Source organism: Phaeobacter piscinae (assembly GCF_002407245.1).
Taxonomy (GTDB): Bacteria; Pseudomonadota; Alphaproteobacteria; order Rhodobacterales; family Rhodobacteraceae; genus Phaeobacter; species Phaeobacter piscinae.
The window spans coordinates 3,433,820-3,449,502 of sequence record NZ_CP010681.1; the positions used below are offsets into that span (position 1 = coordinate 3,433,820).

General features: G+C 57.9%; 16 protein-coding genes. 3 read left to right on the forward strand and 13 right to left on the reverse strand.

All coding sequences use genetic code 11. From position 1 onward, the window contains the following. Positions 1-13: 13 nt before the first annotated feature. Together phaeop14_RS16280 and phaeop14_RS16285 are read right to left on the reverse strand one after the other, a co-directional pair. Positions 14-196, reverse strand: a complete 183-nt coding sequence (locus phaeop14_RS16280; protein ID WP_014876361.1) for a hypothetical protein — start codon at positions 194-196, stop codon at positions 14-16. A gap of 141 nt (positions 197-337) precedes the next feature. Next, positions 338-979, reverse strand: coding sequence for a L,D-transpeptidase (locus tag phaeop14_RS16285; RefSeq protein WP_040175167.1), 642 nt, complete (start codon positions 977-979; stop codon positions 338-340). A 167-nt stretch (positions 980-1,146) separates the two neighbouring features. Between phaeop14_RS16285 and dalA the strand changes: the two genes are divergently transcribed. Continuing rightward, complete coding sequence (gene dalA, locus phaeop14_RS16290; RefSeq protein WP_040175164.1) at positions 1,147-1,638, forward strand: divisome-associated lipoprotein DalA; 492 nt, start codon at positions 1,147-1,149, stop codon at positions 1,636-1,638. Positions 1,639-1,750: 112 nt separating this feature from the next. Here the strand turns inward: dalA and phaeop14_RS16295 are convergent, their stop codons facing one another. The 8 genes from phaeop14_RS16295 to hslO all read right to left on the reverse strand — a co-directional run bounded on the left by phaeop14_RS16295 (position 1,751) and on the right by hslO (position 11,140). After that, positions 1,751-2,269, reverse strand: a complete 519-nt coding sequence (locus phaeop14_RS16295) for a L,D-transpeptidase family protein (RefSeq protein WP_096790119.1) — start codon at positions 2,267-2,269, stop codon at positions 1,751-1,753. Between the two features lie 64 nt (positions 2,270-2,333). Further along, a complete protein-coding gene (locus phaeop14_RS16300) occupies positions 2,334-3,143 on the reverse strand; it encodes an ion transporter (RefSeq protein ID WP_096790341.1) in 810 nt (269 codons plus the stop codon). Positions 3,144-3,148: 5 nt separating this feature from the next. After that, complete coding sequence (locus tag phaeop14_RS16305) at positions 3,149-4,396, reverse strand: class I SAM-dependent RNA methyltransferase (protein WP_096790120.1); 1,248 nt, start codon at positions 4,394-4,396, stop codon at positions 3,149-3,151. Between the two features lie 87 nt (positions 4,397-4,483). Then, positions 4,484-6,352, reverse strand: a complete 1,869-nt coding sequence (locus phaeop14_RS16310) for an ABC transporter ATP-binding protein (protein WP_096790121.1) — start codon at positions 6,350-6,352, stop codon at positions 4,484-4,486. After that, complete coding sequence (locus phaeop14_RS16315) at positions 6,349-8,187, reverse strand: ABC transporter ATP-binding protein (protein ID WP_040178964.1); 1,839 nt, start codon at positions 8,185-8,187, stop codon at positions 6,349-6,351. Before phaeop14_RS16315 ends, phaeop14_RS16310 begins: the two co-directional genes overlap by 4 nt. 211 nt (positions 8,188-8,398) lie before the next feature. After that, positions 8,399-9,553, reverse strand: a complete 1,155-nt coding sequence (locus tag phaeop14_RS16320; RefSeq protein ID WP_096790122.1) for a CCA tRNA nucleotidyltransferase — start codon at positions 9,551-9,553, stop codon at positions 8,399-8,401. Then, positions 9,550-10,146 (reverse strand): CoA pyrophosphatase, encoded by a 597-nt coding sequence (locus phaeop14_RS16325; RefSeq protein WP_096790123.1) that lies wholly within the window; start codon positions 10,144-10,146, stop codon positions 9,550-9,552. Before phaeop14_RS16325 ends, phaeop14_RS16320 begins: the two co-directional genes overlap by 4 nt. Further along, on the reverse strand, positions 10,139-11,140 hold the full coding sequence (gene hslO, locus phaeop14_RS16330) for an Hsp33 family molecular chaperone HslO (protein ID WP_040178970.1): 1,002 nt from the start codon (positions 11,138-11,140) through the stop codon (positions 10,139-10,141). Before hslO ends, phaeop14_RS16325 begins: the two co-directional genes overlap by 8 nt. A gap of 78 nt (positions 11,141-11,218) precedes the next feature. On the opposite strand from hslO, the gene phaeop14_RS16335 reads away from it, so the two are divergent. Next, positions 11,219-11,671 carry an NUDIX hydrolase gene (locus tag phaeop14_RS16335; protein ID WP_040178971.1) on the forward strand — a complete coding sequence of 151 codons (453 nt, stop codon included), beginning with the start codon at positions 11,219-11,221 and terminating at the stop codon, positions 11,669-11,671. A 51-nt stretch (positions 11,672-11,722) separates the two neighbouring features. Here the strand turns inward: phaeop14_RS16335 and phaeop14_RS16340 are convergent, their stop codons facing one another. Continuing rightward, entirely contained in the window at positions 11,723-12,994 is a 1,272-nt protein-coding gene (locus phaeop14_RS16340; RefSeq protein ID WP_040175149.1) for a PP2C family protein-serine/threonine phosphatase, read from the reverse strand. A 177-nt stretch (positions 12,995-13,171) separates the two neighbouring features. Here phaeop14_RS16340 and phaeop14_RS16345 point away from each other — a divergent pair, with 177 nt between their 5' ends. Continuing rightward, complete coding sequence (locus phaeop14_RS16345) at positions 13,172-13,495, forward strand: Hpt domain-containing protein (protein WP_014876374.1); 324 nt, start codon at positions 13,172-13,174, stop codon at positions 13,493-13,495. Between the two features lie 12 nt (positions 13,496-13,507). Here phaeop14_RS16345 and ilvA read toward each other — a convergent pair whose 3' ends face one another. Next, positions 13,508-14,734, reverse strand: coding sequence for a threonine ammonia-lyase IlvA (gene ilvA / locus phaeop14_RS16350; protein ID WP_096790124.1), 1,227 nt, complete (start codon positions 14,732-14,734; stop codon positions 13,508-13,510). 72 nt (positions 14,735-14,806) lie between these two features. Next, the gene (locus phaeop14_RS16355) at positions 14,807-15,571 is read right to left on the reverse strand and encodes a hypothetical protein (RefSeq protein WP_244905782.1); all 765 of its coding nucleotides are present in this window, start codon (positions 15,569-15,571) and stop codon (positions 14,807-14,809) included. Positions 15,572-15,683 lie beyond the last annotated feature (112 nt).

The window sequence follows — 15,683 nt, forward strand, 5'->3', positions numbered from 1 at the left end:
CTGAGACAAGCAATTAGTTGCTTGCAACAGCCGCGCCGACAACAACCAGCAGCAGCAGCGGCAGAAGGATGCCGCTGGAGGAGCTTTCGGTCTGCTCAACAATAACCGGCGCCTCAACGATCGGCTCAGCCAAGTTGCCCGCGGAAGCGGTCGAAGCAGCAGCAGTCAGAGCAGCAGCGATAACGAGTTTTTTCATGTTAACCTCCAAAAATATGCGCAGTTCAGTCCACCTGAACCACGCGCCCAAGACTTACCTCGTGATATTTTTCTAATCAGCAAAATCCCGGCATTGCAATTGCTTGTTGCATGATTCGGCCCCCGGAACGAGCCAATGTCGTCAAATTAGCAACACTTGAGTGCCCACTTTCGTCAGTCCAAATAGCTCTGAAATATGCTCATTATAAAGGCCGATACAGCCATTGGACGACTTACGTCCGATCTTGCGTGTGTCGTGGGTTCCGTGAATTCGGTAATACTTCCAGCTGAGATACAAAGCGTGGGTTCCGAGCGGATTGTCTGGTCCCGGCGGAATATAGGCCGGCCATTCTGGATTGCGTTTAAGCATATTTGGAGTCGGTGCCCAGCCGGGCCCATCAACCTTGCGGATGATCTTCGTTCGGCCGCGCCGCGTCAGATCATCCGAAAGCGGTACCGAAGATGGGAACAGCTTATAGACGCTTTGATCCTCGGACCAAAAATGCAGGGCACGGCTGTCGATGTCTACCAACACCGCACCATTGCGCAGGCTGTCGAAATAGGGGCGCCAGTCCTTGGAGCGGAAAGCGGAAATATTGCGCTGCACTGGCGGTTCGGGCTCAGGCGGTGGGCGCAGGGGGTCAAACCCCTCCGCGACGGTATCCGCTGCATCCTGAGCCCAGCCTGTGCTGGCAACACCACCACCAACCAGCGAGGCGCCGGCAAACGCGGAACCGGCAATAAACTGCCGTCTTGAGAGAGGATCGAAGGGGCTGCGGGTCATGACTTTTCCAAACTGCGGAGATATGCATTCGTTATGCCGTATCTTATGGCGCGAATGCCTCAGTCGCAAATCAAACAATCCGGCGATGATCAATTCACCGCTGACAGGTTTGCGCCTATGTCACAGCCGGGGTATTGGAGCAGCCAGCAAATGAAGCAAGGTGTAGTATGACACGTGTATTTCTGATCCTTATCGCCGGGCTGATGACCCTCGTCGCAGCCTGTGCCCCTGCTCCTGATGGCAGCACAGGCGGCAACGTGTACCGGATCCGTAACGCCGACAAGGTACAGCTGCGGATGCTCGACTCGGTCAATGCCCTCCGCGAGGCGGCAGGTCGCCCCACTGTCCAGCTGAACCCGCAACTGACCGCTGCGGCGGCCACCCATTCACGCGATATGTCCGTGCAGAACCGTCCCTGGCATTTTGGCTCCGATGGCTCGTCGCCGCTGGACCGTGTAGCCCGAGCAGGCTTCACCGGCACCATGATTGGCGAGACGATTTCGGAAACCTATGAATCCGAGCTGCAGACATTGACGGCCTGGATGGAACAGCCCGCGACCCGGTCTGTCATTATGGACCCCAAAGCGCGCACGATGGGCTTTTCCTGGTTTCAGGAATCCAACGGCAAGATCTGGTGGACCCTGGTGATGGGCAGCTGATCCAGCGCTTTCGCCTAAAACCAAAAATGAAATAGGCCCGATCTGCCATTCCGGCAATCGGGCCTATTCTATTGAGCTGCAACCTGCGGTGATGGACATGCTGTCCACGCGGTTACGGGCGTAGGGTGATCACCGTACCATCGCGAACCATCGCGTAGATCTCTTCAATCTCATCATTGGTGACGGCAATACAGCCCGCGGTCCAGTCGTCCACGCGCGCCGCGCGCTTGCGCTCTTTTGCAATGTTAGGCTCACCGTGGATGAAAATCTCACCCCCCGGTTTTTTACCCATCGCCGCAGCTTTGGCCCGGTCCTGCGCGTTGGGATAGGAAATCCCGATCGACAGGTGATAGCGGCTATTGGGATTGCGCCGGTCAATCAGATAGGTGCCTTCGGGTGTTTTACCGTCCCCTTCGATTTGCTTGTGACCAAGCGGGGCAAAGCCCAGCTCCATATCATATTCGCGCAGAATATCCTCATGATGAAGAAGATAGACCTTACGCGCGCCCTTGTTCACGACGACCGAGGTGACCTCGGGCCCGTTATAGCTGCGAAATTTGCTTGGGCCGGAGCTGCACCCTGCCAGCCCAAGGGCCGCCGCAGCGCCCAGTCCGAATGTACGTCTGTCCATTATATTAGGTCTCTGCCTGATTTGCCTCAATTTCCAACTACTATCTTCGTCGGGAAAAACAAAATCACTTCTTCTCGTGCGGCGGCTGCAAGGCCGCGATTTGCTGCTCAATGGCCTCTAACCGGGCCAAAACCAGATCGCGGTAGGCATCGGTGCGTTCACCTTCTTCCTCGTGATGGGCATCCTGCATGGAATTCACGATCAGACCAACCAGCAGGTTCACAACCGCAAAGGTGGTCACCATGATAAATGGCACGAAGAAAGCCCAGGCGTAGGGGTAGATCTCCATCACCGGCCGCACGATCCCCATGGACCAGCTTTCCAAGGTCATGATCTGGAACAGGGAATAGGCGCTTAGCGCGAGATTGCCGAACCAGTCAGGAAAACTCTCCGCAAAGAGCTTCGTCGCGATAACTGACCCGATGTAGAAGATGATCGCCATCAGCAGGAACACCGATCCCATGCCCGGCAAAGCGGTGATAAACCCTTCGACCACGCGGCGCAGGCGCGGCGCGACGGAGATGACACGCAGCACCCGCAGGATACGCAGCGCCCGCAGCACCGAAATTCCCTGCGCACCAGGCAGAAAGGCGATGCTGACAATCACAAAGTCGAAGATGTTCCAGCCGCGCAGGAAAAACCGCAGCCGCTGCACCCAAAGTTTCGCCAGCAGCTCGACAACAAAAATCGCCAGGCACAGCTGATCAACGAAAAGGACAGCGGCCCCAAATCGGGACATGATCGTATCTGAGGTTTCCATCCCCAGCGTGATCGCATTGATCAGGATCACAGCCGTGATGAAGTTGCCAAAGCCATCGCTGGAAATAAGCGTCCCGAGCCGCTGGGTCAGGGATTGTTTTGCGCTGATGCTCACCGGTTTCACCCCACGTAGGAAAAGCTGGCCGCCAGTTCGCAATGCGAAGACCAGCGGAATTGATCGACCACCTGTACCCAATCCAGACGGTAGCCGCCATCCGTCAGGATTTTGGCATCGCGGGCAAAGGTGACGGGATTGCAGGACACATAGGCCACCCGCTTGGTCCGTGCGGCAACCAACTGCGTTACCTGTGCTTCGGCACCTGCACGGGGTGGATCGATCACGGCGACATCAAAAGCCGCGCCAAAAGGGTTCAGATCCTCTGCCAGAAGCGGATTGCGAAACAGATCACGGGTTTCGGTTGTGACCTTTTTTAGCCCCTTGGCCTGCCGCCAGCCGGCATCAAGCGCGCGCAGCATGCTGCCTTCACCCTCGACCGCGTGCACCTCTGCATGTTTCGCAAGTGGCAGGGTGAAGGTGCCGCAGCCAGCGAATAGATCCACGATGCGTTTCGCACCGGCCACACAGTTCTCAACCGCCGCAAGAAGTGCGGCTTCGCCGTCGCGCGTCGCCTGCAAAAAGGCACCGGGCGGCGGGCAGACATGGGCCGGTCCAAACGGTTGGATTGGTGGCTGCTCCATACCGATCAGCTCATCCTCCCAGGTCAGACGTGCGATATGATGGGCATCAACAACTTGAGCCAACGCAATACGCAAGGGACCGTCCAGCGGTTTGCCATTGGTCACCAGCACGTCCACACCAACCTCAGACAGGGTCACGGTCACCGAGAGCGGCGCCTTGCGACTGGCGCCAACCATGGCCAGTGCCTCAGCCATGGGGATGGCGGACAGCAGCTGCGGCGCCAGCAATTGGCAGTCGGGAATTTCCGTGATCACCCCGGAGGCGCGCCCATGGAACCCGGCCATCGCGCCCTTTTTGGTGCGGCGCACGGACAAGGTGGCGCGGCGACGCGATTGTGGTGGTGAGGTGTGGATCGGGCGGAACTCCGCCTCAAGCCCCTGTGCCGCCAGCGCATTACGAACGATGTCGACTTTCCAGTTCGCAACAAAATCATCTGTCGCATGTTGCAGCTGGCAACCACCGCAGGATTTATAGTGCCGACAGGGCGCCTGGACGCGCATCTCCGACGGGCTTTCGATGCGAATATCGCTAAGCTGGTGCCTGTCGCGAATACCGCTGACGGTCTCTCCCGGCAGCGTGCGCGGTGCAAAAAGCGGGCCTTCGGCGACCCCGTCGCCCTGATGGCCCAGACGAATGATTGTGGCTGTGGTTCTAGCTGCATGTGTCATGGGCGCTGCATACCCTGCGACCGCCGCATGCAAAAGAAAAATGCGCAGCCCTCGCGGGAACGACGGCTGCGGTGGGTCATACGGCGCCTATTCCGCAGCATCCCGCGGCAGTGAGCTCCCGGCCTGATCATCAGCTTCCGTCCGGATGAAACCACCAGACTGCCGCGCCCAGAACTGCGCATACAAACCGCCCTGTTCCAGCAATGCGTCATGCGTGCCTGCCTCGGCGATGCGGCCCTGATCCATAACGATGAGCCGGTCCATTTCACTCAACGTGGACAGTCGGTGCGCAATCGCCAGAACGGTTTTCCCCTGCATCACGCGCTCAAGCGCGGACTGAATGGCTGCCTCCACCTCTGAATCCAGGGCCGAAGTTGCCTCATCCAGCACAAGAATAGGCGCATCTTTCAGGATCGCGCGCGCCAAGGCGATACGCTGCCGCTGACCACCAGACAGCTTCACCCCGCGTTCGCCGAGATGAGCATCATAGCCGGTGCGGCCCTGACCATCCTCCAGATCAAGGATAAACTCATGCGCTTCGGCCTTTTGCGCGGCGGCGATCAGCTCCAACTCACTGGCGTCAGGTCGACCATATAGGATGTTGTCCCGCGCCGAACGATTGAACATCGCAGTTTCCTGCGTGACCATGCCAATCTGACTGCGCAACGAGTTTTGGGTGACCTCTGCGATATCCTTTCCGTCGATCAGGATTTGACCAGATTCCCCATCATAGAGCCGTAGCAAAAGCGAAACGAGCGTCGATTTCCCCGCCCCGGAGGCGCCAACGATCCCAAGTTTTTCCCCGGGCGCAATGGTCAGCGAGACATTCTGAATGCCGCCGATATCACGCCCATAGGCAAAACCGACCTCGCGAAACGCAATCTGCCCCTCAGTGACTGTCAGCACCTCAGCCGCGGTTTGATCCTCAACCCGGTCGGGACGGGTCAGGGTCGTCATGCCATTTTCAATCTCACCAATGTTGGAATAGATCGCCATAAGGGTGAAACTGACCCACCCGGTCATCTGGGCAATGCGCACGGACACCGCACCAGCCGCGACGATATCGCCTTCGCTCGCCAGCCCATCGCGCCACAGCACCAGCGTCGCACCAATCAGCAACACCGGCAGCACACCCGCCAGCGTCATCAGACAAAACCGGAAACTCGCAGACAGATACCCGAAATGCAGTGCCTTGGTGCGGAAATCCGCCATGGAATCCTGCGCCGTACGCTCCTCAAAATCGGCATGCGCAAACAGCTTCACCGTTTTGATGTTGGTGATCGTATCAACCACCTGCCCCGACACCATTGCCCGCGCCCCAGCGCGCGCAGCGGAGCGTTTGCGAATACGGGGCAGAAACCAGCGGATGGTGGCGAAATAGCCGACCAGCCAGACCACGAACAGGCCGGTAATCCGCCAGTCAATCGCGCCCAACAGCGCCAGCGCCCCCAGAAGCGAGGCCAGCGCAAAGGCAACCACGTTGATCATCTCAACCGCAACCGAGGTCACGGCATTGGCTGTCTGCATCTGTTTCTGCGCGATACGACCCGCGAAATCATCGTCGAAGAAGCGCACCGATTGGCCCATGGTCCAGCGGTTGAGCCGCGACAGCACCAGCGGGTTGACGTTTGGCTGGACGATGATTGCATTGGATGCCGCAGACAGGCCAAACAGGATCGGCCGCAGCAGAAGGAAAAATCCCAGCGCCCCGGCAATGATCACAAGATTACCGGCAGAAAAAAACTGCCCCGGCCCGCTGGAAATCGCGGTATCAATCACCAGACCCAGAATATAGGCCGTCCCTGCTTCCATCCCGCCAGCCAGCGCCGAGCAGAGCGCAGCAAGCGCAAGCATTGGCCAGGCACCTGAAAGGCACCAGCGCAGGAAGCCCCCCAGCCGATTGGGCGGCGGGCCCTTGGCGGGTTGAAATGCGTCGATCAGATTGCCGAGTTTCATTCTGCTGCCTCGATATTCAGGAACCCGCCGGATTGACGTGCCCAGAACTGGGCATATAGGCCCTCTGAACGCAAAAGCACGTCATGCGTCCCCTCTTCAACAATCCGCCCATCATCCAGCACCAGGATGCGATCCATCTGAGCAATGGTGGACAGGCGATGCGCAATCGCGATCACCGTTTTGCCCTGCATCATCCCATAAAGCGTTTGCTGAATTTCAGCCTCCACCTCAGAATCCAGAGCAGATGTGGCCTCATCCAGGATCAGTATGGGCGCATCTTTCAGAATGACTCGGGCCAAGGTAACCCGCTGCCGCTGGCCACCCGACAATTTCACCCCACGCTCCCCGACATGTGCGTCGTAGCCGCGACGGCCTTCAGGGTCTTCCAGATCAAGGATGAACTCATGCGCCCGCGCTTGCTTGGCGGCCTCAATCATCTCCGCCTCGGTGGCATCAGGCCGACCGTAAAGCAGATTGTCCCGGACTGAGCGGTGCAGCAATGCGCTATCCTGCTGCACCATGCCGATCTGGCTGCGCAGACTATCCTGCGTCGCCATGCGGATGTCCTGACCGTCGATCAGGATCGCACCGCCCTCAGGATCGTAGAACCGAAGCAACAGCTTCACCAGCGTGGATTTCCCCGCACCGGAGCGCCCGATCAGGCCGATCTTTTCGCCCGCGCGGATGTTCAGGCTGATCCGATCCAGACCACCAGAGCCGCGCCCGTAGTGATGCGAAAGCTCACGCAGTTCCACCGCGCCGTCACGCAGATCAAGCGGTGTTGCATTGGCCGCATCCACCAGATCGATCGGCTGGGCGATGGTTTCCATCCCCTCCGCTACAACACCCAGCTGGCGGAAGAAGGTGGTCAGCGCCCACATAATCCAACCCGTCATCGCATTGAGGCGCAGCGTCAGCGCAGTCGCAGCTGCAACCACCCCGACCGAGGCAAGCCCCTGCATCCACAGCAGAATTGCCCAACCGACAACACCGACGATCAACAAACCGTTCAACGTCACCAGTGCCGCATCCATAATAGTGTAGAGCCGCATCTCAGCCTGGAACGTCTTGCGTGTGCCTTCGATGGCTTCTTTGGCATAGGTCAGTTCGGTGTTGTGATGGGCGAACATCTTCACCGAATGAATATTGGAATAGCTGTCCACAACCCGGCCCGTCACGGTGGAGCGCGCATCAGATGCCGCCTGGCTGGCCGGCCCAACCCGGCGCACGGTCCAGCGGATCAACACCGCATAGAGCGCGAACCAAACCAAGAGCGGCAACAACAGCCGGACGTCCGCCAGCCACAGCAACAGCGCGGCCCCCACCAAATAGGCAAGCGCAAAGGTGATCGCGTCGAAAACCTGAAACACCACCTCCCCTGCGGCGGGCGGGGTTTGCATAATCCGGTTGGCGATCCGTCCGGCAAAATCATTTTCGAACCAGCCAACGGATTGACGCAGAACATGTTTATGCGACCGCCAACGGATCAGAGTGCCGAAATTTGGCAGGATCGCATTGTTCAGCAACAGCACATCGAACAGCTGCAACATCGGGCGCACGGTCAGAATGAAAACCGCCAGCAGGATGAATTCCGTGCCATGGTCCTGCCACACCCTGGCCGGTTCACCAGACAAGAGGTCAACCACCCGCCCCATGTAATGGATCAGACCAATTTCCACGCCAGCGACAATCACCGACATCAGCGCGGTGACTGCGAACACTTTTTTGAAAGGCTGCGAGTAATCCTTCAGGAACGGCCACAGCTGCCGCGGCGGTGTATCTGTTTCCGGATAGTCACAATAAGGGTCGATGAGGTTTTCGAAAAAACGAAACATACGGGTGCTCCAATAATTGAGCGTAGGGAATAGTCATGCGAATAGAGGCCATCGCCGTGGCCCCCCGACATGCGTCGGACAGGTCAGGCGTCAGTCGTGCCAGATCCCGTAGTACATGCGTATTCCTCCCGTCATAAGATGGTCCCCTTATGGGTAGGAAAAAAAATCCGCTCTGTCACCCCTTTTGATGGGGCGCGGCCAATAGGGCAGGTTAGAGCAGCCGTTTCAGCAACGCATCGCGGTCAAGCATGAACCCAGATTTGATCCAGTCCTTCTGCAAGGATTTGAGTGCTGCACCCAGCGCCGGGCCTTGCAGGTCTGGCATCAAATCCTTGGCGGAAAGCGGGAATACGGCTGCGGCTCCTTTGGTAATTTCAGCCTCTAAATCAGGGGCAACCGGTACCTCGAACAAAGCAGATCGCAACATCGTCACGTTGCGCGCGGTGGTCGCGCCGTGATGATAAGCCAGTGCCGCCGGTCCATCCGTACCCTCCGCAGCTGCACGCAGCAGACGCACATCCGCAGCTTGGGCTTTACTCAGGCGCAAGGCCTCCCATGGCGCATCTCCGCCCAGCGCGGCCAGGCGGCAAAGCGGGTTGGCAGACCTCCCCGCTTCCAGATGGACGAGCGGCCCCAGGGCGCGATCATCGCTTCCTGGAAGAATCAGAGGTAGCAGCCCAATCTGCCGCATCACCGCAATTGCCGGCGCCGGATTCGGCGCCGCAAGCAGCTTCAGCACTTCACTGCCAACCCGTTCACGCGAGAGGCTGCCAATCCCATCCAGGTTTTCTGCGATGGCCGACAGGGCGTCCGGGTCAAATCCGGCATCTGGGTTGCCATACCAGGCATGAAACCTGAAATAGCGCAGCGAGCGTAGATAATCCTCACGAATGCGCTGCGCCGCACTGCCAATGAACCGGACGAGTCTTGCGCGCAGATCCGGTAGGCCATTCAGCGGGTCAACCAGCCCCCCGTCGGGGCGGGCATAAAGCGCATTCATGGTGAAATCGCGCCGCGCAGCGTCCTCCTCGATCCGGTCGGCAAATGCCACAACAGCGCGTCGGCCATCAGTGGCGACATCACGGCGAAACGTGGTGATCTCGTAAGGGGTCCCGCGATGGACCAATGTCACGGTGCCGTGGTCAATGCCTGTTGGTATGGCCTTGATCCCGGCCCCTTCAGCAAGGGCCATGACACGCTGTGGTGGCACATTGGTTGACAGATCAAGATCCGAAACCGGTGCCCCCAATAGCGCATTGCGCACACAGCCGCCGACAAAATATACCTCTGCACCGCCCTTTGTCAGGACGTCGCAGACGTGCTGCACAGCTGGATCCTCCAGCCATTTGGCCTGTATATGGGTCATCCCTGCATCCGTTCGGCAAGGCCATGCAACATGCGCGCGGTGGCACCCCAAATGTAATAGGGACCGTAGGGCACCGCAAAGTAATGCCGCCGTATCCCACGCCAACGCCGGGACTGAATCTGATAGTTCGACGGATCGCAAAGATGCGAGAGCGGCACGCTGAAGACTTCGGCCACCTCGCCCGCTTCGGCCACGATATCAAACGGTTGGTCAATCAGCGCTACAACCGGTGTCACTGTAAAACCGGTGACAGTTTCATGTATCGGCAGTGCCCCGACAATCTGCGGCAAGTGGCGCGGCAGGCCGATTTCCTCCCAGGCTTCCCTGAGGGCGGCATCGGTCACGCTCGTGTCTGCAGCGTCCTGCTTTCCGCCGGCGAAGGCGATCTGACCCGGATGGTGCTTCAAGGCAGACGAGCGTTTGGTCAGAATAACACGCGGCGCGCCCGCCGCGGTGCTGATCGCCACGAGGACACCTGCTGGCCGCAGTTTGCGGTCAGCGGGCAGGACCACGTCGGGGTTCAGGTCGAAATCCGAGGACCCTCCCCCCTTCGTGCCCAGCGCGGCGGTCAGCTGTGCCCGAAGATCAGGCACTCTCACCCTGTTCGCTGTCGCCTGCATCTGCCTCAAAACCCAGCGTTGCCGGATCGAGGTCGTAATGTGCACCACAGAACTGGCAATCGGCTGTCACGCGCCCCTCGTCGGTCGTCATGGTCGCAATGTCCTTGGCCGAATAGATCGACAGGCTTTCGCGCACGCGATCGGTGGAACATGTGCAGCCGAACTTGACCGCCTGCGCATCAAAGACCCGCGGTTGTTCCTCGTGAAACAATCGCAATAGCAGATCTGTTGGTGTTACGGACGGGCCGATCAACTCCATGTCTTCTACGGTTGCCACAAGGTGCATCACACGGTTCCAGTTCTCGCCCTCTTCGCCGCTGACCAGATCCTCTGCGGCAAGCGTCGCACCATTGCCTTCACCATCCGCAACGAATGGAGAGGCCTTTGGCATCTGCTGCAGCATGATACCGCCAGCGCGCCAGTGTTCCGGAACCCCAGGTTCAGCCGAGCGACCAAAGCTGAGCGAGAAACGTGTCGGCAGCTGCTCGGACTGCGCAAAATACGCCTCGGCACAGGCCGACAAAGACCCACCAGCAAGTGGTGTGATCCCTTGGTAGGGCTTCATGCCCTCTCCCTGATCAACGAGAATGGCAAAATACCCCTCGCCCACCTGATCAAACGGCGCCCCATTGGTCAGCCGCGCATCATCATAGCTTGCATAGGCACGAATACGCGCTGGCTCGCCCTCGGCTGCGGGTGCGTAATAATCGGTGGCAATCATGCGCACCGCCCCTTTGGACTGGACCTGCAACGACAGTTTCCACTGCAGTTTCATGGTTTGGCCAATCAATGCCGTCAGCAACGCCATTTCAGCTACCAGAGCTTCGACAACGGGCGGATAGTTATGCTGCTTCAGAATGCCATCCAGCACACCATCCAACCGCGCGACGCGGCCGCGCATGTCCGATACATCAAGCTGGAAGGGCAGGACGGTATCGTCCCACGCGATTTTCGATACAAGTGTCATGGGGTTTCCTTACGCGCCGTGGATTGGCATATCGGGCCTATATAGGGTTTACATCATCAGAGTGAAGAGGTCAGCGCCGTGATCAGACGTTTTGGCGATACACCGGAAAAATCGCAAAGCTATCGGCGACGGCCAGGAGTCTATGCGCTGTTGCCGCGCGATGGCGAACTGCTGCTGACCTGTCAACGTGAGCCCGGTCCTGATATTCAGCTTCCCGGAGGGGGTATTGACCCGGGAGAGTCGCCCATTCCGGCGTTACACCGTGAGGTGATGGAAGAAACCGGCTGGACCATCTCTCAGCCACGCAAGCTGGGCGCGTTTCGCCGATATGCCTATATGCCAGAGTATGATCTCTGGGCAGAGAAACTCTGTCATATCTATATCGCGCGTCCGGCGCGTCGGATCTGCGCACCTACCGAACCCTTGCATGATGCGATTTGGATGCGCGCGGACGCCGCATGCGAAATCCTCGGGAATGCTGGTGATCGACATTTCGCCAGCATCATAGCGCGATGGATGGCGCAGACCTAACCTGTCAGGCAACGTACAAAAGCAGGCGCCTGTGGCGCGCCGCTTGACGTTTTAAGGGCCTTCATACTCAAACAAGGTCGCGGAGACATCATCCTCCAGACCGTATTGCGATGACATCACCTGTGTCAGATTCCAATAAAGGTCATCCAAAAACTCCTGACCGGTCTGCTCCGCGTTGCACTTTCCAATAAGCTCAACCAGACCTTCCGCCTCAAGCATCTCGCCATTTTCCAGACGGGCCTCGGTAAAGCCATCGGAATACAGCAGCAGGCGGTCGCCCTTCTCCATCACCACATCTTCCTGCGAATAGGTGATGTCCGGGACCAGACCAACCGGAACGCCACCCTTGCCGATAAACTCGGTGCTGCCATCTTTGCGGATCAACAAAGGATGCGGATGACCTGCCTGCACCATCTTCAGCACGCCGCTGCGCAGATCGACGATGCAATAGGCCATGGTAAAATATTCTTCGATCCCGGTGTCGGCGATCAGCCGTGCGTTTAGGAGACTGGCGACCTCTTCCGGCTGGCGCAGCGCATAAAAGCGGTTGAACCGCTTTTCCATCCCAACATTCTGATCAAAATAGGTCGACGACAGATACCCACCGAGCCGCGCTGTCATCATCGCAGAGGTGATGCCGTGCCCAGAAACATCGATGGAGTAGAATCCGATCCTGTTCACACCAGGTGAGAACATGCCGACAAGATCGCCGCCGATGTGGCCACAGGGTTTCAGCAGCAGGCTCACGGTCGAGGCTCCGAAATCGCGCGAAAGCTCGGGGACCAGAGACTCCTGAATTTTTCGAGCCTGGATCAAATCCTTGTCGATCGCATCATAGACCCGCTGCAGTTCATCCAGCGTGTCCGATACGATTCGATTTTTCTCGGAAAGCTCGCGCTGCATGCGTAGAATGCGCTCCCCCGCAGATATCCGGGCGCGCAACTCGTCTGAACTCACTGGCTTGGTGAGAAAATCATCAGCACCGGCATCAAGCCCTTGTGCCACCTCGTTTTTTTCACTCTTGGAGGTGAGCAGAATAAAATAGCTGTAGTTGTCCTGAGACTGATTGCGAAACGCGCGGCAGAACTCAAGACCGTTCATCCCCGGCATCATCCAGTCGCTGAGGATCAAATCCGGCGGATCACTCTCACAGATCTCCATTGCCGCCTCGCCGCTCTCGGCTTCGACAACATCAAATCCCCATTTCTTCAGCGATGCGACCAAGATTCGCCGCTGCAGACGGCTATCATCAACCACCAGAACACGGCGGATCGAATTGGTCGTAACCTCTTGGTTTATTTCGATCGAACTGTCTGGCAACACCGAGTGAACCCCACAAAAAACAGCGCAAGATACCTTAAACGCAAGTCACTATCGCGCTCTTCGCTTAACAGGAGGTGAAGTTTGCAAATAATCGGCCTAGCCTCACGTTAATCGGTGATTTACGAGTTTATAAGTAAAGCAATCGTAAAATGCGATATCAAAACAAGGTTTGCTAAGATGATTGATTGGTCACGCGCGAAAGAGTTGCACGAGGAAGTCGGCGCTGAGGACTTCTCTGAGGTTGTCGAAATTTTCCTAGAGGAGGTCGAAGGTGTCATCGAAAAGCTGCGATCCCCCGATTTGGCAACTTTGGAACAGGACCTCCACTTCCTGAAGGGCAGCGCATTGAATCTGGGGTTCCGTCAGTTCTCCCGCCTCTGCCAAGAGGGCGAGCGTCGCTCCGCCCAAGGCGAAGCCAAAGACGTCGACACCGGTGCCATCATTGCCAGCTATGAAAACTCCAAGGAAGAGTTTCTACGCGATATGAGCAGCCAACTCTGAGCCGACACCGGCTCAGATCACAAACTGTGCCAGGGTTTCGTCGCTGGTGATATCGGTATAGGCGAAGCCTGCGGCATCCAGACGGGCATAGAGATCAGCAAAGTTCTCAGGTCGCTTGGTTTCAATACCAATCAGCACCGAGCCAAAGTTGCGCGCGGATTTCTTCATATATTCGAACCGGGCGATATCATCCTCAGGACCCAGAATGCCCAGAAACTCTTTCAGCGCACCGGGCCGCTGCGGCAGGCGTAGTAGAAAATACTTCTTCAGCCCCATGTAGCGCTGCGCGCGCTCCTTCACTTCCGGCAGGCGTTCAAAATCAAAATTGCCGCCAGACGTCAGGCAGACCACGGTTTTGCCGCGAATCCAGGAGCGCACATCACGCAGGGCTTCGATCGCCAGCGCCCCGGCAGGTTCCAACACCACACCTTCGACGTTCAGCATCTCGAGGATTGTTGTGCAGATGCGATCTTCGGCAATCGACAGCACATCGGGCAAGGGGACCTGTTTCAGGACCTCAAACGGTCGTGCGCCAACACGACCAACGGCCGCGCCATCAACAAATGTATCAACATGATCCAATGCAACGGGATGCCCTGCAGCCAGCGCGGCCCGCAGACATGCCCCGCCAGCAGGTTCCGCAAACAGGCAATGCACCCGATCCTCGAACCAACGGGCCACACCTGACGACATACCCCCGCCACCTACTGGCAGGATCACATGATCCGGAGCCCCACCCAGCTGGGCCTCAATCTCGACCGCGATAGAGCTTTGCCCCTCGATCACATCGTCATCGTCAAACGGCGAGAGGAAATGGCCACCTTCATCCGCGCACCACTTCTGCGCCGCAGCCAAAGTGTCATCGAAATAATCGCCAACCAGATGGATCTCGACACTGTCGCCACCAAACATCCGGGTTTTCTGGATTTTCTGCTGCGGCGTGGTCACCGGCATGAAGATCACGCCCCGCTTACCCAACTCGCGGCACATATAGGCGACGCCCTGCGCGTGATTGCCTGCTGACGCGCAGACAAACAGCGATTGCTCCAGCTGCTTGCGCATCGCATTAAAGGCGCCGCGGATCTTGTAGGATCGCACCGGGCTCAGGTCTTCGCGCTTGAGGTATATTTCAGCGCCAAACCGCTCTGACAATAGCGCGCTACGCTGCAGCGGTGTGGCAGGGAAAATCGCGCGCATGGCCTGTTCGGCGGCCCGGGCCTGGGTCTGAAAATCACTCATGTCACTTGAGTGACCCAACCCCGCCCCCAAGACAAGGGGGCAAGGTCAAAGCATACGGAAGAATACCGCCGATCAGATCGGCCGTTTCTCGACGTAGTAGCCGTAAAGCGTGGTGAGAGCGCTGATATTCAGTACTGCGAGTCCAACCGAGAATATCAGTTGCAGGATGGTCGAAATCAGCACGGCATCGATCAGCAGATACAGGATCAGTTCGGACAGCAGTTGCAGACCCAAAAGGCAAAGCGCAAGGATAAACAGCGTTCCAAAAGCTCCTGTTGTCAGTTCCAGCGACTCACTGACCCCAATGGGTTTGCCCAGCGCCGCCGCCGGCAAGATCAGAACAAGCCGATACATAAAAACAGCAATCAGTGCGGCGATCACGAGCAAGAAAGCGAGGCCAACCATCCCCATGCCGCTGATCAGGGCGATACCAACAAACATCGCCACGCCGTAAACAACGCTACCGATTACGACCAGCTGAAGCAGACGCAGAAAATACCAGAGAGCCTCCTTCGCGCGAAATGCCGGAATCCACCCCTGCGGATGTTCTTCCAGTAGGACGTAGCGATGCCAGGACACAGCAGTCCAAGCACAGATCACGCCAATCACCAGCCACAGTCCAACGATGCGCCAGAGAACTGAAAAGAACATGTCGCCGTCAAACCCTCGCGCCTGAAGTCCGACATCGCCAAGCAGGCCACCAATGGCCAAATAGGCGATCGCCAACCCTATCAGCGCGGGCACAAGAAAGATCCGCAACAACTGCGGCACGTTCCGCTGCACCATGCTGACCGAGTGTAGAAATAGCTTCCAGCCAATCATTTTTTCATGCTCCAATACTGCTCAATCGTCGCGCGTGACCATAATGCGCACGCTCAGGCTCCGATCCGGGGAAAACCTTGCCCTTCTGACAAAAACCGGGTAGGCCGCAGACGTTCTGATCAAGAGG